This is a genomic window from Halorussus salinisoli (assembly GCA_005239435.1).
Lineage (GTDB): Archaea > Halobacteriota > Halobacteria > Halobacteriales > Haladaptataceae > Halorussus > Halorussus salinisoli.
On record SZNP01000001.1, the window covers coordinates 1 to 21,736 of the forward strand.

18 protein-coding genes and 1 rRNA gene are annotated in these 21,736 nt (G+C 62.7%); 11 read left to right on the top strand and 8 right to left on the bottom strand.

All coding sequences use genetic code 11. From position 1 onward, the window contains the following. Together E2484_RS04525 and E2484_RS04530 are read right to left on the bottom strand one after the other, a co-directional pair. Positions 1 to 374: ribosomal RNA gene (locus E2484_RS04525) — 16S ribosomal RNA — on the bottom strand; the annotation flags it as partial. A gap of 905 nt (positions 375 to 1,279) precedes the next feature. Beyond that, positions 1,280 to 1,588, bottom strand: a complete 309-nt coding sequence (locus tag E2484_RS04530) for a non-histone chromosomal MC1 family protein (protein ID WP_137284056.1) — start codon at positions 1,586 to 1,588, stop codon at positions 1,280 to 1,282. 251 nt (positions 1,589 to 1,839) lie between these two features. Between E2484_RS04530 and E2484_RS04535 the strand changes: the two genes are divergently transcribed. Then, complete coding sequence (locus tag E2484_RS04535; protein WP_115798291.1) at positions 1,840 to 2,037, top strand: hypothetical protein; 198 nt, start codon at positions 1,840 to 1,842, stop codon at positions 2,035 to 2,037. Positions 2,038 to 2,082: 45 nt separating this feature from the next. Beyond that, on the top strand, positions 2,083 to 3,138 hold the full coding sequence (locus E2484_RS04540) for a quinone-dependent dihydroorotate dehydrogenase (protein ID WP_137284057.1): 1,056 nt from the start codon (positions 2,083 to 2,085) through the stop codon (positions 3,136 to 3,138). A gap of 16 nt (positions 3,139 to 3,154) precedes the next feature. Here E2484_RS04540 and pheT read toward each other — a convergent pair whose 3' ends face one another. Continuing rightward, positions 3,155 to 4,882, bottom strand: a complete 1,728-nt coding sequence (gene pheT / locus E2484_RS04545; RefSeq protein ID WP_137284058.1) for a phenylalanine--tRNA ligase subunit beta — start codon at positions 4,880 to 4,882, stop codon at positions 3,155 to 3,157. After that, positions 4,882 to 6,390 carry a phenylalanine--tRNA ligase subunit alpha gene (gene pheS / locus E2484_RS04550; protein WP_137284059.1) on the bottom strand — a complete coding sequence of 503 codons (1,509 nt, stop codon included), beginning with the start codon at positions 6,388 to 6,390 and terminating at the stop codon, positions 4,882 to 4,884. The genes pheT and pheS overlap by 1 nt, the downstream gene beginning before the upstream one ends. A gap of 445 nt (positions 6,391 to 6,835) precedes the next feature. Between pheS and E2484_RS04555 the strand changes: the two genes are divergently transcribed. Beyond that, positions 6,836 to 7,504, top strand: a complete 669-nt coding sequence (locus E2484_RS04555; protein ID WP_137284060.1) for a class I SAM-dependent methyltransferase — start codon at positions 6,836 to 6,838, stop codon at positions 7,502 to 7,504. A gap of 224 nt (positions 7,505 to 7,728) precedes the next feature. On the opposite strand, the gene E2484_RS04560 is transcribed toward E2484_RS04555, so the two are convergent. Further along, complete coding sequence (locus tag E2484_RS04560; protein WP_137284061.1) at positions 7,729 to 8,907, bottom strand: aspartate kinase; 1,179 nt, start codon at positions 8,905 to 8,907, stop codon at positions 7,729 to 7,731. Positions 8,908 to 9,025: 118 nt separating this feature from the next. Then, positions 9,026 to 10,183: an ATPase domain-containing protein gene (locus E2484_RS04565; protein ID WP_321111824.1), complete on the bottom strand. Its 1,158-nt coding sequence runs from the start codon at positions 10,181 to 10,183 to the stop codon at positions 9,026 to 9,028. A 121-nt stretch (positions 10,184 to 10,304) separates the two neighbouring features. On the opposite strand from E2484_RS04565, the gene E2484_RS04570 reads away from it, so the two are divergent. Further along, the gene (locus tag E2484_RS04570; protein ID WP_137284062.1) at positions 10,305 to 10,778 is read left to right on the top strand and encodes a hypothetical protein; all 474 of its coding nucleotides are present in this window, start codon (positions 10,305 to 10,307) and stop codon (positions 10,776 to 10,778) included. A gap of 134 nt (positions 10,779 to 10,912) precedes the next feature. Here E2484_RS04570 and E2484_RS04575 read toward each other — a convergent pair whose 3' ends face one another. Then, on the bottom strand, positions 10,913 to 12,541 hold the full coding sequence (locus E2484_RS04575) for a DNA-directed DNA polymerase II small subunit (protein WP_137284063.1): 1,629 nt from the start codon (positions 12,539 to 12,541) through the stop codon (positions 10,913 to 10,915). Positions 12,542 to 12,905: 364 nt separating this feature from the next. Here E2484_RS04575 and E2484_RS04580 point away from each other — a divergent pair, with 364 nt between their 5' ends. Continuing rightward, a complete protein-coding gene (locus E2484_RS04580; protein WP_137284064.1) occupies positions 12,906 to 13,781 on the top strand; it encodes a S24/S26 family peptidase in 876 nt (291 codons plus the stop codon). Positions 13,782 to 13,887: 106 nt separating this feature from the next. On the opposite strand, the gene E2484_RS04585 is transcribed toward E2484_RS04580, so the two are convergent. Beyond that, on the bottom strand, positions 13,888 to 15,378 hold the full coding sequence (locus tag E2484_RS04585) for a Cdc6/Cdc18 family protein (RefSeq protein WP_137284065.1): 1,491 nt from the start codon (positions 15,376 to 15,378) through the stop codon (positions 13,888 to 13,890). A 1,881-nt stretch (positions 15,379 to 17,259) separates the two neighbouring features. Here E2484_RS04585 and E2484_RS04590 point away from each other — a divergent pair. The 6 genes from E2484_RS04590 to E2484_RS04610 all read left to right on the top strand — a co-directional run bounded on the left by E2484_RS04590 (position 17,260) and on the right by E2484_RS04610 (position 21,485). After that, positions 17,260 to 17,901: an Era-like GTP-binding protein gene (locus E2484_RS04590; protein ID WP_137284066.1), complete on the top strand. Its 642-nt coding sequence runs from the start codon at positions 17,260 to 17,262 to the stop codon at positions 17,899 to 17,901. Between the two features lie 4 nt (positions 17,902 to 17,905). Further along, positions 17,906 to 18,295 (top strand): DUF2073 domain-containing protein, encoded by a 390-nt coding sequence (locus E2484_RS04595; protein WP_137284067.1) that lies wholly within the window; start codon positions 17,906 to 17,908, stop codon positions 18,293 to 18,295. Beyond that, complete coding sequence (locus E2484_RS04600; protein ID WP_137284068.1) at positions 18,295 to 19,017, top strand: OapC/ArvC family zinc-ribbon domain-containing protein; 723 nt, start codon at positions 18,295 to 18,297, stop codon at positions 19,015 to 19,017. The genes E2484_RS04595 and E2484_RS04600 overlap by 1 nt, the downstream gene beginning before the upstream one ends. 87 nt (positions 19,018 to 19,104) lie before the next feature. Beyond that, complete coding sequence (locus E2484_RS04605) at positions 19,105 to 20,583, top strand: MATE family efflux transporter (protein WP_137284069.1); 1,479 nt, start codon at positions 19,105 to 19,107, stop codon at positions 20,581 to 20,583. Between the two features lie 39 nt (positions 20,584 to 20,622). Further along, a complete protein-coding gene (locus E2484_RS26260) occupies positions 20,623 to 20,715 on the top strand; it encodes a hypothetical protein (protein ID WP_449272298.1) in 93 nt (30 codons plus the stop codon). Continuing rightward, positions 20,715 to 21,485, top strand: coding sequence for a DUF7089 family protein (locus E2484_RS04610; protein ID WP_137284070.1), 771 nt, complete (start codon positions 20,715 to 20,717; stop codon positions 21,483 to 21,485). Before E2484_RS26260 ends, E2484_RS04610 begins: the two co-directional genes overlap by 1 nt. The last annotated feature ends 251 nt before the right edge of the window (positions 21,486 to 21,736 follow it).

Sequence of the window (21,736 nt, forward strand, 5' to 3'; positions counted from 1 at the left end):
CCCTTATCGCACTGTCGTGCAGTGTAAAGTTTTCGCGCCTGCTGCGCCCCGTAGGGCCCGGAATCTTGTCTCAGATTCCGTCTCCGGGCTCTTGCTCTCACAACCCGTACCGATTATCGGCACGGTGGGCCGTTACCCCACCGTCTACCTAATCGGCCGCAGCCACACCCTATGGCGCCGTAGCGTTTCTGATTTCCCTCACTCCAGAGTGGAAACCTTATTCGAGATTAGCCTCAGTTTCCCGAGGTTGTCTCGATCCATAGGACAGTTTGGCCACGTGTTACTGAGCTATCTGCCACGGGTCTAAACCCGTGCGACTAGCATGGCTAAATCGAACTCCGATAGCAATGGCCTCCGGCAGGATCAACCGGAATGGTTGCCGAGCTCAAAGGCTCGGTGGGTTTCTGGCGGAGACACTGTATCGTGTCTATCTTCTAGGTCCGTCAGTTCGACGACCCCAAACCAGATCGTTGGTCGGGTGTCACCGAACTACCAGGGCTAACATCAGATTCCATCGTGTACGGCGGACCGCAGGGGTGGAATCCTCATTTCCTCCGGACCCGAACGTTGACCTCGATTGGCTATAAACCCATCGAAATCGGTCCGAGTCCGAGACAGCGGAACGGATCGAACGTTCCGCAAATCACGTCGAGTCTTTCTCTGCATTCCAGTTCAAAGCGCCCTTATTATTTAAGGGCACCGAACTGCGTTCGTCCTTCGGTGGGAAGACCCCCGAAGGCTCGGTTGCACTCAATCCAAGTACCCTGTTACACTTAAGGGCAACGGATTGGGCGTCTAGTTGTCGTCCAAAACCACAAGACGACGTCGACATCCAATCCGAGTGCCCCTATACACTTAAGGGCAACGGATCGAGGGCGTGTTTCGAGAGGCGGCCGAGACGCCTTAAAAAGGCGTCGATTTAAGCCGTCTCCCGGAGGCCCGAACCACCGGACCTCGTTCGCATTCTTACGAATGGCAGGGTTACACTTAAGGCCGTCGAACCGAGGCGGCTCCGGGGAGGGATAACGTGGCACCCGTCCTGCGATTCGTCGGAGAACTCCCCTCGGTTTCGGGACTCACCTCGTAATTCCGAACGTGTAGTACAGGTGGAGGACGAGCCGGTCGTCCTACCTGTCGTACGCGACGTCCCGGTGGGTATCGCCTGCGTGAGTGAACGGACGGACAGTCGAGCCAACAGTCCTGGTCGTCTCGCTCGCACACGCAAAGAAGAATCTAGTCAAGGACGACAAAAACGATTGAAAAGTCGTTCCCGCCCGACCTACTCATCGAGGTGTTCGATGCCCTGTTTCGAGACGTTAGCCTCGGTGATCTCGTCCGGCATCCAGTCGGGTTTGTCGTCGGGAGCAGACTCGTTCCAAGCCCAGCCGTCGTAGATGTGGACCTTGTCGGTCCCCTTCTCTCGGAGACGGAGCTCGGTTCGGTCGGCGGAGTCTTCGGACGACGCCGGTTCGAGTCGTCGAGCTGCTTTGAGTGCGGCCTGCCGAGGAGTGTTCCCCGAGAAGACACTACTCTCGTCACCGTCCGATTCTCGAAGCGCGAAATTCCGTTTACCGTCTTCACGTACCATGGTTTTTTCCTCCATGCCAACCCAGCACAGGACCCATTATAAATATATCGCCGATATGAGCCGTTCTCGTCGAAAAGTTTATATAGTGAATTCGCACGGTCGTGCGATTCTCCGGGCGATTTTCGACGTCGGCGCGAACACGGCGGCGGGAGTACGTAGCTATATGCGTACGGCAATCCAGGCCCGAACTGGGTAGTCGGTAGAAAACACTTAAGTATAATCTGGAGCGAACGTATGCGTACAATACCGCGATGGTACGGAAAAAGAAGCTCAGCCCCAGTGGCGCGAAAGGCGAGGACGGCGAGTATCACAACGTCCACATCAACCTGCACGAGGACGAACTCGCCGTCGCTGGCATGGACATCGGCGACGAGGTGTTCGTGCGCGTCAGGGAAGACAAAATCATCATCCAGAAGGCTGACAAAGACGAGGTCGAACACGAATTCTGAACCGGAACGAGGGCTTTTTGCCACCGGAATCAGGGTAAACGTACTATGAACGCGTACCAGTTGGTGAAGCCGCTTCTCTTCAGTCTCCCTGCCGAGACGGCCCACGACGCCGTCCACGCGGGAATGCGAACCGCACAGGGAACGCCGATAGCGGACGCGCTCCGAGAGCGTTACCTCGTCGACGACGACCGCCTGCGGGTCGAAGCTTTCGGCCAGCAGCTCCCGAATCCGGTCGGCGTGGCCGCCGGATTCGACAAGAACGCACAGGTCCCCTCGCTACTGGCTAGTCTCGGCTTCGGCCACGTGGAAGTCGGTGGCGTCACGGCCGACCAGCAGTCGGGCAACGCCCGCCCCCGGATGTTCCGCCTGCGCGAGGACGAAGGCATCGTCAACCGCATGGGGCTGAACAACCACGGCGCAGACGTGGTCGGCGAGCGCCTCGCGGCCGCGAGCGTGAACGTCCCGGTCGGCGTCAACCTCGCCAAGACCGAACACGTCGCCATCGACGACGCGCCCGAAGACTACCGCTACACCTACGAGCGGGTCGCCGAAGGCGGCGACTTCTTCGTTGTCAACGTCTCCTGTCCCAACTCGGAGGGCTTCCGCGACCTCCAGAACCGCGACTCGATGGAAGCCATCCTCACGACGCTACAGGACGCGGGCGCGAGTCCACTCCTCGTCAAACTCTCGCCCGACCTGCCGGACCCGGCGGTCGAGGACGCGCTCGACCTCGTGAACGAACTCGGTCTCGACGGCGTCATCGCTACGAACACCACGACCGACCGACCGGCGACCCTCCGGAGCCACAACCGCGCCGAGGAGGGCGGTCTCTCCGGGAAACCCATCGAACCGCGCGCGACCAAGATGGTCCGGTTCGTCGCCGAGCGCGTTGACGTGCCGGTCGTCGGCGTCGGCGGCGTGTTCACCGCCGAGGACGCGTATCGGAAGCTGCGCGCGGGCGCGCACGTAATCCAACTTTACACTGGACTCGTCTATCGCGGCCCCGCAATCGCCCGCGACATCAACGAGGGACTGCTCGACTTGCTCGAACGCGACGGGTTCGACTCGGTGGAAGACGCCATCGGCGCGGACTTGGACTGAGAAAAAGCAGCGAAGTCTACTCCAGCGCGTCCAGTCGGAACTCGAAGCCGGCGACGGGGAGTTCGAGGTCGTGTTCGACCAGCACCTCGGGGTGTATCTCGCCGATGACGCCAACGCTCTCGCCGTCCAGAACGACTTCGGCGACGCGCCCGTCGATGAACGTCGGATGGTCGGTCGCGGGGGTCTCCAGTTCCACGTCGAAGTTCCGAGCCACCGCCTGAAGCCGAGCCTTCGCGTCCTCGTAGGAAGCGTCGTGACGCGCCAGGACTCCGGCGACCGTGCGGCGCTCGGCGAGACCCGTGTTCTGGCTCTCGTCGACCTCCGCCGCGAAGCCGACCTCCGCGAGGTCCTGCGGGTAGCCCCGATGGGTGTTGTTTTCGAGGACCATCAGCAGCGAGGGGAGCGCCCACGTCCGGAGCATGGTGTAGTCCTCGCTGTAGGGTTCGAGGATGGTCGCGGGGTCTGCGGCCCCGAGAACCTCGTCGTCCTGCGATAGACGCATCCGGTCGAAGTTCTCCTCCTCGCTGATCATGTGGAAGTTGAGCAGGTCCTCGAAGCCGAGACCCACGAGCGTCTCGCGCGCGGCGTCTTCGAGCTTCGACCGGTCGTGGCGACCGCCGACCGTCCCCACGTCGGGGTAGCGCGGTTCGAGGTCGTTGAAGCCGTAGGCCCGCCCCACGTCGTCCACGACGTCGAGGGGGTGAAGTACGTCCACTCGGTAGGGCGGCACGTCGACCTCGTAAGCCAACTCGTCGTCGCCGACCTCCTCCGTCTCGGCGTCGAGGCCCGAGCGCTCCAGCAGGTCCAGCACGCGCTCGGCGCTGAGGTCGACGCCCAGCATGCTCTCGATTCGCTCGTGAGTAACGGTCTTCTGGCACACCTCGAAGTCGGGGCGCACGAGGGTTCTGTCCGGGTACTCGACCGTGACCTCTTCGACCTTCGCGCCGCGGGCGTCGAGCGCGTAGCAGATGATGTTGCACATGTGGTCGATGGTCCACTGGTCGGTGCCGGTCAGTTCCACGAACAGGTCACGCGATTCGGTAGAAACCTCGGTCCGGCGGCCGTTGATGACCGGCGGGAACGAGAACAGACCGATGTCGTCGTAAATCGCGGGGTAGTGGTCGTACTCGGCCACGAGGTCGGCGTAGGTCTCGCCGGTCGGGTGCGAGCGAAGCACTTCCTCGGGAGTCATCTCGGCGTCCGAGTCGAGAGGGACGAATCGGTCGCCGTCGGGGTCGATACCCCGGTAGACGATGGAGTTTCCGGCCTCGGCCTGACCCTCCGCGGTGGCGGCCTGCCCCTTCAGCATCGTCAGGTCGTGGATGCCGATTGCGCCCTTCGCGCGCTTGCGACCCATCGTGGCGTGAAGTTTCTCCTGCAACTGGATGAGCGAGTCAAGCGCCTCGTCGTCCAGACTCACGTCTCGAATCACCGCACCCGTGACGTAGGGTCGTTCGTCGGGCACGCTCTCGTCGACTTCGATGGTCCAGTCGGGGTCGTTGGTGCCGGGGACGTAGACTCCCCGGTCGTCGCCGTACTGGTAGCGAAGCGAGCGCGCGACTCCTTCGACCGAGAGTCGGTCGAGTCGGTCGGGCGCGAATTCGAGTTGGAGGTCGTCGTCCTCCGTCCGCCCCTCGAATTCGAGGCCGAGCGCGAACAGGTCGTCTATCAGTTCGTCGTCGCTCTTCTCCTCGTGGCCGGTCAGGTCCCGGAGTTCGTCGGGATTCACGTCTACGACTGGCATCAGTGTAGCACCTCCGTCTCGCGGAGCAGTTCGAGGTCGCACAGCGTCCCGTGGATGTCCCGGATGTCCTCGAAGCCGTACATCAACATCAGCAGACGCTCCAGCGACAGGCCCCACGCCATCACGTCGCAGTCGACGCCGAGAGGCCGAAGCACCTCCTCGCGGAACATTCCGCTGTTGCCGACCTCGACCAGTTCACCCGTGGTCGGGTGTTCGCCGAACAACTCGAAGCTCGGCTCCGTGTAGGGGTTGTAGTGGGGCTTGTACTGCAGGTCGGTGATCCCGAACTGCTCGTAGAACTCCTCGAAGGTCCCCATCAGGTCTCGGACCGACAGGTCCTCGGCCATCACCCAGCCCTCGATCTGGAAGAACTCCAGCAGGTGAGTCGGGTCGAGCGTGTCGTTTCGGTACACCTTCTCGACGCTGAAGAACCGCTGTGGTGGCTCCAGGTCGCCGATTTCGTGACCCGAGAGGTAACGCATCGACAGCGAGGTGGTGTGGCCCCGGAGCGCGATTGCCCGCGCGAAGTCCTCGGACCACGGCGAGTGGTAGCCCTCGCCGTCTTCGCCGACGCCGTTGTGGTGAGCGTCTTCGACGCGTGCCACGAGGTCCTCGGGCAGATCGTCGATTTCGGTCGGGTTCGAGAGGGCGAACCGGTCCCAGTGAGTCCGCGCCGGGTGGTCCTGGGGCATGAACAGCGCGTCGTTGATCCAGAAGTCCGCGTCCGCGTGCGGGCCTTCCATCTCCTCGAAGCCCATGCCGACCAAGGTGTCTTTCACGCGGTTCGCGGTCTGGCGCAGGATGTGGGTCTTGCCGCCGTCGATGCGCTCGGCGTCGGCTTCGACGTTGTACTCGGCGAACTCCACGTCCCGCCACTCGCCGGAGGTCAGCATCTCGGGCGTGAGTTGGCCCACGGTCTCGGCCGTCTCGACGCCCTCCATCAGCGCAGTCACGCCGTCGTCGGTCAGCGTCACCGAGCGAACCGTGGATTCGGAGAGGGTCGCGAGTCCACGACTCTCCAACTGCTCCAGCACGCTCTCGTCCTCGACCGACTCGCCCGCGTCGAGTGCGGCGAGGGCTTCGGCCTCGGCGTCGCGCTCCGGGTCGGCGTCGGGGTCGGCCACGATCTCTCCGCTCTCGATGGTGCCGTACCCCTTCCGGGCGTAGTTCGACAGGGCGATGTCGACCTGCGGTCCCTCCAGTCCGGACTGGCCGATGACTCGTCCCATCTGGACGGCCGCCTCGTCGGCCCCGGCGTCGATCGCGGCCTCGTAGAGTCGGACTTCGGGCAGGTCGTCATCGACGTACTCGCGGCCCTCCTCGGTTATCTCGACCGTCTCGTCGGTCGATTCTTCGACCGTGACGAGACCGGCAGACTCCAGTTCGAAGGCCGCGCCCGTGACCGTCTCGGGCTTGAGACCGGTTTCGTCGGCCAGTCGTTCGATACTCTGTGCGTCGTTCGCGCTCGCGGCTTGAAGTACCGCGACCTGTGATTCGGGTAGTTTCATCGTCCGTCAGGCTCTCTTTGCTGGTAACGTTCCCGTGCGTCCGTTTATCGTTTCTGAAGCGCGGCCGTCCCTTTCGAGGGACCGCCGCGCGCGAGCGGTTTCGTCCCCGCCGGGGCCCTCGCTCGGCCGGGACTCCGCCGCTCGGTCAGGACGCGAAGAAGAAGCCGAACCCCGCGGACTGTTGCCGTGGCTGGCGAACGCTACCATCGGTCTGGGGCTCGGATGGCATACTCGGCAGTTAGCCGTAATCCATGAAAAACATTCCGGGGCCGCGCGAACGCTCGAAGGCCCGAATCCGGTCGATTCCTGCGCGGTTAGCCCATCAATTGTCAACTAACCTCGAAAGAGACCTAATCCCCGGGGACGGATTTCTGAGTGAAGAATATTTCTTCGTTTTCTTCCAAAAATACTTATCTGCGTTTGGGGTAGCTCCAGGCATCTCCCCATGTACGAAGGAACCATCGACTGGGACGCGTACTGGCGCACCGACCGCGAGACCGAGACCGACTTCCCCGCCAACGTGGGTGCGTACGGCAAGGCCGACCTGCTCGCGCGTTTCTTCGAAGACGAAGGAGTCCCCGACGACTTCGCGTCGATCGGCTGTGGCCCCGCCGACTGTCCTCTCGAACTCGCCGAGCGCTTCCCCGAGTTGGACGTGTTCGGTTACGACGCGGCCGAGTCGGTGGTCCGCGAGAACCGCGAGCGAATCGACGGCGAGACCACCGACCGCGGGAACGTCACCTTCGAGGTGGCCACGCTCCCCGATTTCGACGTGGGCCGTCAGTTCGACCTCGTCTACTGCTACGCGACTCTCCACTACGTCCGAAACGTCGAGCGCGCCATCCGGAATCTCTACGAGCACGTCCGTCCCGGCGGGCACCTCGTCTTCAACTACCCCAGCGAAACGACGCGGGAATTCTATCACGACCAGTTCGACGACGAAGAGGAGTTCCGCGACCGATTCCAACTCGTCTTCGAGGGCGAGAACGTCACGTCCGCCGCGGAGATCGAGGACGCGCTCGGCGCGAGCCTCCACGATTACTGGGACGCGGTGGACGCCGACAGCGACGTCGGGGCCGCGCCACCTAATCCCTGCGTCTACGTCGAGAAGTAGCCGGGATTTCGACCATACGAACCTGTTTCAAGAACCCCTGTACATTTGTCAGATATAGATTCTGTTGTGTTAGGGGAGCGTACCGTACTAGCGACCGCGGCCCTCCGAGCAGTCGGCGCTTTGCGCCGACGACGCCGGGAGCGAGCGACTCTTTTTGGTCTCTTCGTGAGCGAAGCGAATGAAGGCTCGTCAGAACGTAGCTCTGACGGCGCAAAAACTGGTTGCTAGAACTCGTTCTGGATGATGTCTAGCGTCTCCTCACGGTCCGACCAGTCCACGAAGACGGCGACGCTCGTCGCGCTGGTGATGAGGTCGTGGATGTTGATGTGAGCCTCAGCGATGGGGTTGACGAGGTTCCGGATGACGCCCGGTTGGTTCGGGAGTTCGCCGCCCATCACGCGGACGACGGCTACGTCGTCGTCGACGGTGACGCTCGACAGCGAGTCCTCTTCGATGACCTCGCGATGGAGGATGTTCTCGGCGCGCTCGGCTACCGTCTCGTCGACGTAGAACGTGACCGAGTCCATCCCGCTGGCGACGGCGTCGACGTTGATGTCGCTGTCGCCGAGCGCGGTCGAGAGTTCCTGTAGGATGCCCGGCCGGTTCCGGATAGCCCGGCCCGCGACCGTGAGACAGGCGAGGGGTTGCTCGCGCATGTCGATGAGGTTCTCGAACTCGCCGATGATGTCGGTACCGCCAGCCAGCAAGTCACCGTGCTGGTAGTGTACCACGCGGACGTTCAGGTTCTCGTTCTTGTACGAGAGCGCGCTGGGAGCGACGACCTCCGCACCGCGGAACGAGAGATTACGGAGTTCGTCCACCGAGATTTCCCCGACGTTGCGCGCGCCCTCCACGACGTGGGGGTCGCCGGTCATGACGCCCTCCACGTCGGTCACGATGACCACCTCGTCGGCGGTCATGTAGTTGCCGAGCATCACGGCCGTGGTGTCCGACCCGCCGCGACCGAGCGTCGTCACGTTGCCCTCGGGGTCCTCCGCGAGGAAACCGGTGACGACCGGAACCACGTCGTCGAGTTCAGTGGCGAGTTTCGCGGCGGCGTCCCTGGTCCGCTCGGCGTCGAGTTCGCCGTTCTCGTCGGTGAAGACGGGCCAGCGGTCGCTGCCCGGTTCCACGAAAACCGCCTCGACGCCGCGGGCCGCGAGCGCGGCTTTAAGCATCCGGACGCTGGTTCGCTCGCCCATGCTGACGATTTCGGCCCGGTCGGCTTCCTCCGTCTCGAACTCGATCTCTTCAAGGAGTTCGTCGGTCGTGTTGCCCATCGCGCTGGCGACCACCGCGATTTCGTGTCCCTGCGCCACGGCGTCGGCCACCGAGTCCGCAGCCCGGTTGATCCGGTCACCGCTTCCAAGACTCGTCCCGCCGAACTTCGCTACTACTCGCATACTATCACCTTCGAATCCGAAGACCCCCACGCGTGACGCGAATGCATGCGAGAGGCTAACTCTGGAACGCAGATAACTGCTTCCATGTCTGAGAAGCTTGCCACCGAAAACTCCGACTCTACCCTCCGCCGTGTTCCGCGAACTCGTGATTTTCCCCGGGAGAACCGCCCTCGGGTCGCTCGCGTTCGTCGTCCTCCCCCTCGTGTTCGCCGTCCTCTTCGCGTCCGCCGCCCTCGTACGTCTCGTCCATCTCGGCTATCGGGTCGAACGTGACCAGACCCTTCCCGGCGGTGAACTCGTAGGCGACCCACTCGGGAATCGCGAGTACGCCGTTCATCTTCCGGATTCGGATTCGCTTGATGAGGGTGTCCTCCACGATGGAGCCGTTCACCTGCATGTCCACGACGCCGTCGACGGCGTATCCGAGGTCGTGGGGAAACGTTTCCTCCTCGCCCGTGAACGTCGCGCCCGCGAAGACGGGGACGAACCGACCTTTACAAACGTCGGCCCGAACGTCCTTGACGAAGTTGTACGCCTGCACGGGTTGGACGAGCGTGCCGAACTCGGTCAGCGAGTCGATGACCACCACCCCGCAGTCGCTCATCTTTAACCCTTCGAGGCAGTTGTCGAGTTTGTTGTGGATCTCGGCCGCGTCGGTCGGGTCTCTGACGGTCTGAGTCACCGACTTGGTGATGCTGTAGATGTGGCGGTTCCACTCGTCCATGCGCTCGAACATGCGCTCGCGATCTCGGTCGTCCATCCGATAGGTGAAACAGTCCACGACGTGGAGCTGACCGGACTCCAGATACGGCAAGACGTTCCAGTCGAGCGAGACGAACCCCTCGACCACCGAGATGGGCGGTTCGGTGAACGTGACGACCGCGGCGGGTTCGTCGCGTTCGAGCGCCCGCCAGACGAGTTCGGCCCGGAGTGCGTCGTCGCGCGCCCCTTCGTCATTGGCCAACAGGACGAACGAGTTCCGGGGAAACCCCTGCGGGAGGAACTTGTCCAGGCCCGAGACGCCGGTTCGGATGCGCCGGAAGCCGTGATACTCGGTGAACGCCTGGTCGCTCTCGAGCATCGCGTCCCGGCAGGCTTCGGTGCAGAACTCGTAGACGTCCGACCCGCGCTCGAGCGTCACCGTGTCGGTCGGACACGGGAGACGGCAGAAATCGCAGAGTTTCCTGTCGTCCGGCCCGGAAGCGTCCGGTCCGGCCGCGTCGAAGTCGGGTGAGGTGTCGGAGTCCGCCGAGTCCGAACCATCCATGTCATTCATACCCACGACATAGGTCCCCGAGCGAAAAAGCCCTGCGCGTCAACGTCTCGGCTGAAACGTTCGTGAAGTAGACACGTGTTCCCCGCGAGCTTTAACTTAGTCGGCAGTCGATACGTGAACAATGCGCGTGCGAGATGCAGTCGAAGAGGACGGTGAGGTACTTGGTAAACTCGCCGACGCCCCTGCCGAAGTGATGCGAAACGTCGTCCACGACCGAACGGTCAGGGTGGCCGAGCGCGAGGACGAGAACGACGACGGAGACGCCGCCGAAGCCGAGAGTAGCGACGAAGCTGACGACGACCGCCTCGAAGTCGTCGGGTTCGTAGGCTTCGACGCGATGCCGGGAACCGTCCGCGTGACCTACCTCCGCGGGTCGCGGGCGGCCCGCGAGCGTCTGCTGGAGGAACCGCTCCGGTTCGCCCGAAAAGAAGGGATGGCCGTCGAGGCACTGGTCCCCGAGAACGAGGCGGAGACGAGAGAGGTGGTCGAAGAAGTCGGGTTCCAGCGCGTCGGGACCGGCCCGCGATTCGAGGGCGGCCAGACCCTCGAATATCGTCTCGACCCGTCGGTGAACACCGATTCGACCCGTCGATGAACGTCGGTTCGACTCGCCAGTGAACACTCTCTCGACCGACCGGCAACCGTCGATTCCGTACGTCGGTAGGCAGTGCCAACCGATCGACCCCTTCGTTTCAGGTGGAGCCTGAAACGCGAGTCTCCGGAGAAGAGTTAGCTGAACTGCCGGACCGTCATGTCGAGCGTGTCGAGGTCCAGAATCGGTGCGAACCCGGCGTCGGGGTCGATGTTGACCGACTTCTGGAAGGCCGTCTGGGCCTGCCAACATCCCGAGTTGACCGCGAGGACGTTGTGGTACTTGCCCCAGCCGAGTTTGTGGACGTGGCCGGTGTGGAACACGTCCGGAACGTCGTCCATCACGAGGTAGTCCTTCTCCTCGGGCGCGAGTCGGGTCTTGCCGCCGAACTGCGGCGCGACGTGGCGCTTCTTGAGGAGTTGGTACATCGCCTTGTGCGGTTCGTCGTAGTTGGCCTTCTCGTCGGGCAGTTCCGCGATGACCTCGTCGAGCGAGACGCCGTGGTACATCAGGATATCGACGCCCTCGACCGTGACCGTGGAGGGGTTGCCCGAAATCCGGGCGTCGTGGACCGACATGATGTCGCGGAGTTCCTCGTCGAAACCGGGTTGGGGTTCGGCGAGTCGAACCGCGTCGTGGTTGCCCGGAATCATGAGAACCTCCATGTCGCCGGGCACCTCCTTGAGATACTCCGAGAACTGCTCGTACTGGTCGTAGATGTCGATGATGTCGAGCTCGTCGTCCTGATTGGGGTAGACGCCGACGCCCTCCACCATGTCGCCCGCGACGAGGAGGTACTCGACGCGCTCGGCTTCGGGGGTGTGAAGCCAGTCCGCGAATCGGGACCACGCGTCGGCCATGAACTCCTGACTGCCGACGTGAACGTCGCTGATGAGCGCTGCCTGCACGTGGCGGTCGGCCGTGGACGGCTCGTAGGTCCGAGGAACGTCCGGAAAGTACAGCGAGTCCACGAACATGATGCCGTCCCCGTCGCCGTTGTCGTCCGAGAGCGTCCCCTCCACCGCGATTACCTCGTCGAAGAGCAGTTCGTCCACCGCGTCGGCGAACTCGCGGTCCTTCATGACGAGACAGGGGTACGTCCCGCTCGTGTCCTCCAACTCGATGAGCCAGTGCCCGCTGGCAGTCGAGCGAATGTCGCTTATCATCCCGACGATGGCGGTTTCGCCGCCGCCGGGCATCTCCTGGACTACGGAGGTCGGACGCGCGTTGACCCGCGAGCGCAACTGCTTCGAGAGGCGCTCGAAACGGTCCTGAAACACGGAGACGAAGTCCTCGTACTCGCCGGTCCCGGTGCTCTCGCCGGTTACGTCGCCGAGTACGTCGAGCGACCGAGCGTCGAGGTCCGGGTCCCGGACCGACTCGTCGGGCCGAGACACGTCGATTACGTCCTCGCCGATACCTTCGGAGTTCTCGTCGGTCTCGCCGAGGTCGCCGGAATCGCTCCGTTCCCCTCCATTTCTCACCCCCTTCGTTTCCTCTGCAGAGTCCGTCTCCCCCTGCGAACTGTTTCCGTTTTGGCCTCCAGTAGAAACAGTGGTGTTTTCGTCCGGGGTGTACTCCGCGAGGACGCGCTCGACGTGGTCCGCAGAGAGTTTGAGGGCGTCGTCGGGAGCGTGCTCGACGACCGCCTCGAGCGCGGCGTTCGGGTCGTCGGCCCCCGCGAGCAGCGTCACCGCCTCGCGGTCGGCGTTGTAGCCGCGACTGGTGAGTTCGCTGACGATACGCGCGGGGGTCTCCAGCGGCACGTTCGTTCAATTTCGGGGGTTCGTCAAAAGGATAGCGGAGCGCGGCAGGGGAGAGAACGAGTACCGAAGTGCGGTAGTTCACGAGAGACGGAGACACGGCCAGAGGTTCTTCGGGCGTACAGGAGCTCAGAGAAATATCTACGTTTCTTAGAGCATTGTTTTTCGTTATTTTGTTACTGTAGAGTTATCTCGCCGTTCCAGCACCGGACGTCGAGCGCGCACGTCGAACGCGCGTCGGGGGTCGCGGGTCGCTTCGGCGATAGTCAGGGTACGCTCGGCGACGCGCGGTTCGCTTCGGAGGTTCTGCATCGCCAACGCGTCGCACCCGGAAAATTGACAACCTCGGAACGGTAAGGTGGGTTCGATGAGTTCTTCCCGAGACGGTCACCCGTCCGACGAGGACGAACGGACGAACAGTCCGCCAGCCTCGTCGGACGGGCGGTCTGACGACGCGGCCACGGACGGGTCCGCGCGCTCCCAGCGCGAGACCCGTCCGGCGCGGTCCGACGGCGGCGAGCGCGAGAAGGGAACCGGCCCGCTCGCTCTCGTCCGTCGGTTCCGCAGTAGCGAAAATCAGGTGGTCGTGTTCGTCCGCGAGATGTTGAGCAGCGCTGGTATCGTCATCGCTATCGGTCTCCTTCTGTTCGCTATCAGCGGCGTCTGGCCCCCGATGGTCGCCATCGAGAGCGGAAGCATGGAACCGCACATGCAGAAAGGCGACCTGGTGTTCATCATGGAGGAGGGCCGTCTCGCGCCCGCGGCCGCACAGGGGGACACCGGCGTCGTCACGTACCAGAAGGGCGAAGAAGAGGGCTACAAGTCGTTCAACGACTACGGCGACGTAATCATCTATCAACCCGACGGGAAGGACTACAAGACGCCGATAATCCATCGCGCCAGATTCTGGGTCGAAGAGGGGGAGAACTGGTACGACGAGGCGAACAAACAGTACATCTCGGCGGACAGTTGCGAGGAGTTGAGCAACTGTCCGGCCCCGAACTCCGGGTTCATCACCAAGGGCGACGCGAACCCGTACTACGACCAGTCGAACGGGATGCGAATCAGTGGTCCCGTCGACCCGAGTTGGGTGCGCGGCACCGCCGAGGTCCGCGTTCCGTGGCTCGGCTGGGTCCGCCTCCAGTTCTCGGGCGCGGCGTATCTCTCTCCCGGGACGACCGCCCTCTCCCCCGGAGCGACACCGCTTTCCTCCGGAGTGACACCGCTTTCCGCGACCGGATAGTTCACTGGAGTGACGCAGCCCACACTCGACGTCGCTTCTCGTCGATGCTTTCTCGCAGAGAAGTGTCCGCTTTCGAGCTAGTAAACTCGTTCCGCGCCGACGGCCCCTAGTTGTCGAACCGCGCCTGCACGAACGGCTGGACGCTCTCGATGTCGCCGAGTCGGGAGTCGGACATCAGGACCGCCTCGGTCTCGTCGATTGGCACCGAGAGGCTGATCTCCTTGGTTCGGCCGTACCGACCCTTGCTGACGACCACCGCGTTGACGATGCCGAGCATGTCGAGTTCGCTGATGAGGTCGGTCACGCGGCGCTGGGTCAGCACGTCGGCGTCGATCTCCTCGCAGAGGCGCTTGTAGATGTTGTACACCTCGCCGGTGTTGACGTTGTGGACGCCGTTCTTCTCCAGCGAGATGATGGAGAAGAGGACGAGTTTCGACTGGGTCGGGAGCGTGCGGACGACTTCGACCACGCGGTCGAGTTCGATCTTCTCCTGGGCTTTCCGGACGTGCTTCTCGTTGACGCCTTCGGCTTGGTCGCGCTCGGCGAGTTCGCCCGCAGTCCGCAGGAGGTCGAGCGCACGCCGGGCGTCGCCGTGTTCCTGCGCTGCGAACGCGGCACAGAGCGGAATCACGTCGTCCGAGAGCGCGTCGGCCTTGAACGCGACCTCGGCGCGGTGCTGGAGGATGTCCCTGAGCTGGTTGGCGTCGTACGGCGGGAAGACGATTTCCTCCTCGCCCAGTGAGGACTTCACGCGCGGGTCGAGGAAGTCGGTGAACTTCAGGTCGTTCGAGATGCCGATGATGGAGACCCGGGAGTTTTCGAGTTCGGAGTTCATCCGCGAGAGGTTGTAGAGAGTGTCGTCGCCCGACTTCTCGACCAGCTTGTCGATTTCGTCCAGCATGATGACGACGACTCGCTCCTCGTAGTCCACGGCTTCGAAGAACGTGTTGTAGACGCGGTCGGTCGGCCACCCCGTCATAGGGACCGACTCCATCTCCTCGCGGTCGTCCTTCAACTCCTCGATGCGCGCGTCGATATCTTCGAGAGAATCGAACGAGGTGTCGGTGAGTCGAGCGGGGTCGGCGGTCGCTTCCTCGCGGAGCGTCTCGAGTTCCGTGGTCCGGTCGTCGACGAACTCCTGATTGTTCTCGATGAACTTGTTGGCGAGTTGCGCGAGGACGCGGTACTGAGTGTCGGTCACCTCGCAGTTGATGTACTCGACGTTACAGGGCACGTCGTACTTCTGGGACGTGCTTTCGAGTTCCTTGCTGACGAACTTCGCGCTGGCAGTCTTGCCAGTCCCGGTCTTGCCGTAGATGAGGATGTTCGAGGGCGTCTCTCCTCGGAGCGCGGCGACGAGAATCGTCGCCATGTTGTTGATCTGGTCCTTCCGGTGGGGGAGTTCGTGTGGCGTGTACGACGGCCGCAGGACCTCCTTGTTCTCGAATATCGGTTCGCCGGACAGCAAGTCGTCGAAGAGCCCTTGGTCGTCGTCTTCGTCGTCGAAGACCACGTCGTCCAAATCGACGTTGTCGAAGCTACGGTCGGGGCTGACGTCGACCGCGTCGTCCGTCGGTTGGGTGTTTTCGTCTGTCATGCGTTCGTTCCGACCCCTTCGTTTCAGGTGGAAGACGCGCGACGCGCGAGCAGATTTCGGCGAAACCGACCGAAAGCGGCGGGAAGCCGAATCCGAGAAGTGGCGAGCGCGTCCAGTTGATGCAGAAGAACCAAAGGTCCAGCAGGGTATTAAACTCTTTCTTCTTTCGACTCAGTTCGGACAAAATCACCCGGGAGCGGCGAAGAGTCGAAAATCGGTATTTGAAACCCGTGTACGTCGGGGTAATTGGTCCCTACACCCTGGAATCTCCCCGTTTCGCGCGGTTCGGGTGACGATGCGACGGCGCGAGTCGGTCGGGTTCCTCTCGTCACGAACCTCGATTCTTTCGTCTCCGCTACTCCGTCTCACCGTGTCCCTCGACTCCATCGTATCCCTCGATTCCATCGTATCCCTCGATTCCATCGTATCCCTCGACTCCACCCTCGTCTCGATTTTTCGTATCCTCTTCCCCCGACCCCATCGTTTCGCGTACAGCGACGATACCAGCGTCTTGGCCGGGAGGTAGAGTCTCGAATCGAGGCCTGGAGCCTCGGTCGAGGATAACGCCCCGGTCGAGGAACCAGAGGCGTATTCGAAGAATCGAGTGCGGAGTTTCCGTGTCGAGCCGAATATCTGCGGACAATTCCGAATTTCGGACCGAGATAGCGGGAAAGGGCAACGCTTCGAGTCGAAGGAGACTCAGATACCGGAAGAGTTCGAGTCGAACAGAGCGTGACTGTATCGAGTCGTTCCGAACTCGTCTTCTTTGGAATTCGTATTCTTTAGATCTCGCGTTCTTCAGAACCCGCACTCGTTCGGAACCCGCCGCTTTCGAGTGGAAATGTGTTCCGAACAGAAACCTGTTCCAAGGCGGAGAGTGTTCCGAGTAGAAGCAGGTTCCGATACTGAAGAGCGTAGTTTGCAAGTTGCGGGCCGATCGTTCGCGTAGATACCAGTTCTCGTGACCGACAGCCGATATTCTGTTAGTCGGTCACAGCTATCACGTCGGTCGGTCACAGTTTGCACGGTCGGTTTTTCCACGGTCGATTGGGATGATTTGTACGGTCGATTTTGGCGAGTGAGTGGACGGGGACCTCCCCCACCCCTTCGTTTCAGGTGGAACGGGGTGAGAGGCAGGGGAGGGAGGGTGCCTATTCGAACAGGTACTTTTATTACCATAGATATAAAACAATATCTGCAAACTAGATATTTTAGGTTTATTTAGTTAGTACGGTTTAGGTAGACTGCGAAATCAACCTCGGCAGTCCACCACCCATCCCGGTCTCCACCAACTCCACTCGAAACAAAGGGGTGGGGGAGGCCACCCGTTGCTCGGTTAGTCGTTCGAGGGTACGATTACCGAATCACTCCACCGATAATTCGCCCGGTTGTGGTCTGTTTTCGACTTCCTCGCTTCGCGGCCGACTCGACCTCCGAACTCGCCCGGATTCGGCAGTCTCACGGTGTCTCCACCCGTTTTCCGTCGCTTTCGAGGACCGAGATATTTCGTAAGGCTACTGGACATCTGACACGAGTACCCCTCCGTTTCAACTGGAGATTGCTCCTTTCGTCACCTTGGATACGTTTCGTCATCTCGGATTCTTTTTCGTCACCTCGGACTCTTTCGGTTTCCGAGACCTCGACCGGCCCGAACTATTCGATACCGTGACTGGCTCAGATCGTCCGATACCGTGAGTCCCAGTTACCTCTCGTCGGCGGTGAGACAGGCCCGAACCGGGGGACGGGTCCGCTCCGTAACTCGAAATAGGTCTTTTTTGCCGAATCGTGTCTGACATAGGTTTAAGTAGGTAGGATATAGTTATTCGCGCAACAGCCCCCGTGACGGTTTCATTCGCCGATAGTGGGGTCTGGGAGGAAAGGATGGGATTGTTTACGGATCTGAAAGACAGCATTTCCCGCGTTACGGACAAGCTCTTCTCCGCACAGGAGCCGAAGCGTATCGGCATCTACGGCCCGCCGAACGCCGGGAAGACGACCCTCGCTAATCGTATCGCCCGCGACTGGACCGGTGACGCAGTCGGACCGGAGAGCCACATTCCACACGAAACTCGACGTGCTCGTCGCAAAGAGAACGTCGAAATCGAGCGTGACGGCAAGACGGTGTCCATCGACATCGTGGACACGCCAGGCGTCACGACCAAAGTCGACTACGAGGAGTTCCTCGACCACGACATGGAGAAGGAAGACGCCGTGCGACGCTCCCGCGAAGCGACCGAGGGCGTCGCGGAGGCGATGCACTGGCTCCGCGAGGACGTAGACGGCGTCATCTACGTCCTCGACAGCACGACCGACCCCTTCACGCAGGTCAACACCATGCTCATCGGTATCATCGAGAGTCAGGACCTCCCCGTCCTCATCCTCGCCAACAAGACCGACCTCGAAGATTCGAGCGTCCAGCGCATCCGCAACGCCTTCCCGCAGCACGAGACGATTCCGCTCTCGGCGCTCGAAGGCGAGAACATGGACGAAGTGTACGCCAAAATCGCGGAGTACTTCGGGTGATATCATGCCGGAAGTGACAGAGGACGGCCCGAACGACGGCGTCCAGATCGACCTCATCGGTGCCGACCGGATGTCCGAGATGGCATCGATGGAGAAGATACGGATGATACTCGACGGGGTGCGCGACGGCAACATCGTCATCCTCGAAACCGGTCTCTCCCCCGACGAGGAGAGCAAACTCATCGAGGTGACGATGACCGAGATCAGTCCCGACGAGTTCAACGGCATCGAAATCGAGACGTATCCGCGCTCGGAGACTGCCGACCAGAGCTTCCTCGACCGACTGATGGGCAAGGAGTCCACCCAGAAGCTCACGGTCATCGGCCCGGCGAACCAGATAGAGACGCTCCACAAGGACGAGAACCTCATCAGCGCTCTCGTGTCACGAAAATAATGCCCCACCAGTGTACCACCTGCGGCCGGTCGTTCGAGGACGGTTCCAAGGAGATGCTCTCGGGCTGTCCCGACTGTGGCGGGAACAAGTTCCAGTTCAAACCCGCGGGAGCCGCGGATGGGAACGTTGGTGAGGCCGGAGGAAGTGCACGGTCTGCCGCGACTGCACGGAAGAAGACGCCCGAGAACGTCGGGCCGGCCGTCGGCGACGCACCGGAAACGGGGGGCGACGACCGGAGCAGCGCGGTAAACAGAGCCGCGGCGACGGTTCGGGACTGGGTGGGTGCGCGAGACGAGACCGAAGCGGACTCGGCCTCGGCCGCCGACAGCCAGAACTCGACGTCCGTCTCCGACGACCCGACACCAGTCGCCGAGGATTCGGCCTCTGTCGCCGAGGACTCGGCGCAGGCGAGCGCCCGGCGCGACGTAGTTCCGGAGTCGGAACTCCCGGACGAACCGCCGGAGGACGCGTCTTCTGCGCCGACGGCCGACTCGGACGCCGAAGCGAACGTCGTCGAGGCACCCGACGTGGAGAATCCCGGACTGAAGGAACTCCGCGAGGAACTCAACAGTCAGTTCGAGAGCATCCGCATCGTCGCACCCGGCCAGTACGAACTCAACCTGATGGAACTCTACGAACGTGAGGAGTACATCATCTCCCTGAAGGAGGACGGCAAGTACGTCATCGAAGTGCCGGACGCGTGGGACGCGACCGAGCGCTGAATCCACTCCGAGTTCTCGGAAACCACCAGCGAGCCACGTAGTCGTAACAAAACTGTTTAGCTCCGCCCTCACAAATGCCCGAATCCGATGCTCGACGACGCCAAGCGCCGAGCCCAGCGCGTCGCGTTCCTCTTTCCGGCCGCGCTGGCCCGCCTCGGCCTGCTCGACCGCGAGAAGGGCGAGGAGGCGTTCGACCTCGCGGTCCCCGTGATGGTCACGGGCGGGATGCGGACCCTCCTGCGCGTGGCCGACTTCTTCATGGTGGGGCGGGCACTCGGCGACGAGGCCGTCGCCGCGCTCGAACTCGGCTTTCAGTACTTCTTCATCCCGTTCGGTCTCTCGCTGGCGCTGACCAGCGGGACCATCAGCGTCGTCTCGCGGTTCGAGGGCGCGGACGAACGCGCGAAGGCCAACTTCGCCATCAAGCAGTCGCTCTGGCTGGCGCTCCTGCTCGCGGTGCCTATCACCGCGGCGACGTGGGTCTACGCCGCACCGATGCTCGACGTCCTCACCGACGACCCCCGGACCATCGAACTCGGGGCTATCTACCTCAAAATCATCATGCTCTCGGTCTCCTTCCGGTTCTGGAGCATGATAGCGGCCCGCGCTCTAGCAGGGGTCGGCGACACGCGGACGCCGATGTACGTCCGCTTGCTCACCCTCCCGACCAACGTCTTCCTGAACGCGGTCCTCATCTTCGGGTTCGGCCCGTTCCCCGAGTTGGGCGTCGCGGGCGCGGCGTGGGGAACCGCGATCGCCAACGTCCTCGCGGCGACCATCTTCACCGCCGCGCTCCTCTCGGGTCGGTACTCGGTCCGCTTCCCAATCGGCGGCAAGCAGTGGGACTGGTCGATTGCAGCCGAAATCGTCCGGGTAGGCGCACCGCTCGCGGGAACGCGCCTCTCCCGAACGTTCGGTCGGTTTCCGTTCCTGTTAGTCCTCACCACGCTCGGCACGCCGGTCGTCGCGGCCTACGCCATCGGTCGCCGAGTCATGCTGTTGGCACTGATGCCAGCGTGGGGTTACTCGACTGCCTCCTCGACGCTCGTCGGCCAATCCATCGGTGCCGGCAACGACGGCGAGGCCACCGAGTACGGCTGGCAGACCCTCCGCATCGCGCTCGTCACGCAACTGCTCCTCGGCGCGGTGCTGTTCGTGGCGGCCCGACCTATCGCGGTGGCTTTCGGCACCGAACACGTCGATTTGACCGTCACCTTCGTCCGCGTGTTCGGACTCGGCGTCGCGGCCTTCAGCGTCTCGCGGACGATGCGCGGCGGACTTCGCGGCGCTGGCGACACGCGCTGGCCCTTCTACGGCGCACTCGCGGGTACGTACCTGTTCAAACTACCGGTGGCGTTCCTCGCGGTCGCGCCCGGCGTCGTCCTCTTCTCGGTCGCCGACTGGCAGTTCGCGCCGGGTCTCGGTTGGGGCCTGCTCGCGGTCTACGCCTCCATCCTCGGCGACATGTACCTCCGGGCGGTGGTCAACGTCTTCCGGTTCTGGACCGGCAAGTGGAAGCGAATCGCCCGCGAGTCCGACGTCGGGGCCGGAACCGGCGCGGACTAAACCTGAGAGTTTTAAACGCTCGCGCTCGAACGACCCGACATGAGCAAGGCAACCAAGATCGTCGTCGCAACGGTCGGTATCGTCGCGGTTCTCTCGGTCGCAGTGCTGGCGAATCTCTGGCTGGCCGCCTGATGTTCGAGGAACGATCACTGTCCGGAGAGGTGGCCGCGGTTCGGGAAGCGCACGCTCCCCAGACGCTGGTCCTCGACTCCGGGTCGGACTTCGAGACGCTGTCGCCCGAGCGGGCCGAGGACCTCGGACTGCTCGTGGACGCGCTCGACCCCCTCGCCTACCCCGAAGAGTGGCTTCCCGAGGACGCGCCGGAACTCCTCCGGCGGTTCGCCTCGACCGACTTCACGGTCGGGATGCCCGGCGACGGGAGCGTGGCGTGGACCCGCCAGACCGAACCGCCTGTGGCGTTCGTGAAGGCCCGGGTGCAGGGGTCGCCCGACGACTTCGTGGACTTTCTGATCGCGGAAGCCCTGGTGGAAATCGGCACGCAACTCCCCGAACACTTCCTCGGGTTCTTCGAGGACCAGTACGTCGCACTCGACGCCGCGCTCCCGTTCGACGGTGGGAGCGTCTACCAAATCGCGGCGGCGCTGTACGACGCTTACCTCGGACTCCACACCCGGAAGGTCTTCGAGGAGTGGGACGACGACTACCCGCGTCTCTTCGCGGCGTGGCAGGACGCCGGCGAGCGCATCGAACCCCGTCTGGAGGGGCTTCCGTCGTCGATGGCCCGCGACGAGACCGACTTCGCGGACGCCGCGGAGTTCTCGTGCGCCGCGGTGAAACACGGTCTCGAACTCCCCGCGCCGTTCGCGGCGCTCGACACCGAGGCCTACCGCAGTCACGGCCCGGAGTACGCGGTGAAGTGGGCCGAGAAGACGTTCGAGTGAACGTCTCCGACGGTAACTTTGCAACCTGCGAAACGGTTTTAGCCTTCTGTGGCGAACGAAGGGATGGTGTCAAATGAACTGGGGGAAACGCGCAGAACCCGGCTGGGAGGAACAGCTGTATCCCGACGCTGACGACGAAGAGAGCGTCGAGGAGTCTACGACCGAGTAAACGACTGGAGTTCGAGTCGAACTCTCCTTCGATCTGCCCGATTGCTACCGAATCGATTCTCTGTAGCTCTTCGCTTGGCCCT

What these genes read in the sequence shown, in the direction of transcription:
- pheS (WP_137284059.1), bottom strand. Translation starts at nt 6,390, where the DNA reads ATGAAACTACCCGAATCACAGGTCGCGGTACTTCAAGCCGCGAGCGCG.
- E2484_RS04570 (WP_137284062.1), top strand. Translation starts at nt 10,305, where the DNA reads ATGCGCGTGCGAGATGCAGTCGAAGAGGACGGTGAGGTACTTGGTAAA.
- E2484_RS04540 (WP_137284057.1), top strand. Translation starts at nt 2,083, where the DNA reads ATGAACGCGTACCAGTTGGTGAAGCCGCTTCTCTTCAGTCTCCCTGCC.
- E2484_RS04535 (WP_115798291.1), top strand. Translation starts at nt 1,840, where the DNA reads ATGGTACGGAAAAAGAAGCTCAGCCCCAGTGGCGCGAAAGGCGAGGAC.
- E2484_RS04530 (WP_137284056.1), bottom strand. Translation starts at nt 1,588, where the DNA reads ATGGTACGTGAAGACGGTAAACGGAATTTCGCGCTTCGAGAATCGGAC.
- pheT (WP_137284058.1), bottom strand. Translation starts at nt 4,882, where the DNA reads ATGCCAGTCGTAGACGTGAATCCCGACGAACTCCGGGACCTGACCGGC.
- E2484_RS26260 (WP_449272298.1), top strand. Translation starts at nt 20,623, where the DNA reads ATGAGCAAGGCAACCAAGATCGTCGTCGCAACGGTCGGTATCGTCGCG.
- E2484_RS04600 (WP_137284068.1), top strand. Translation starts at nt 18,295, where the DNA reads ATGCCCCACCAGTGTACCACCTGCGGCCGGTCGTTCGAGGACGGTTCC.
- E2484_RS04610 (WP_137284070.1), top strand. Translation starts at nt 20,715, where the DNA reads ATGTTCGAGGAACGATCACTGTCCGGAGAGGTGGCCGCGGTTCGGGAA.
- E2484_RS04580 (WP_137284064.1), top strand. Translation starts at nt 12,906, where the DNA reads ATGAGTTCTTCCCGAGACGGTCACCCGTCCGACGAGGACGAACGGACG.
- E2484_RS04595 (WP_137284067.1), top strand. Translation starts at nt 17,906, where the DNA reads ATGCCGGAAGTGACAGAGGACGGCCCGAACGACGGCGTCCAGATCGAC.
- E2484_RS04565 (WP_321111824.1), bottom strand. Translation starts at nt 10,183, where the DNA reads ATGAATGACATGGATGGTTCGGACTCGGCGGACTCCGACACCTCACCC.
- E2484_RS04585 (WP_137284065.1), bottom strand. Translation starts at nt 15,378, where the DNA reads ATGACAGACGAAAACACCCAACCGACGGACGACGCGGTCGACGTCAGC.
- E2484_RS04590 (WP_137284066.1), top strand. Translation starts at nt 17,260, where the DNA reads ATGGGATTGTTTACGGATCTGAAAGACAGCATTTCCCGCGTTACGGAC.
- E2484_RS04605 (WP_137284069.1), top strand. Translation starts at nt 19,105, where the DNA reads ATGCTCGACGACGCCAAGCGCCGAGCCCAGCGCGTCGCGTTCCTCTTT.
- E2484_RS04560 (WP_137284061.1), bottom strand. Translation starts at nt 8,907, where the DNA reads ATGCGAGTAGTAGCGAAGTTCGGCGGGACGAGTCTTGGAAGCGGTGAC.
- E2484_RS04555 (WP_137284060.1), top strand. Translation starts at nt 6,836, where the DNA reads ATGTACGAAGGAACCATCGACTGGGACGCGTACTGGCGCACCGACCGC.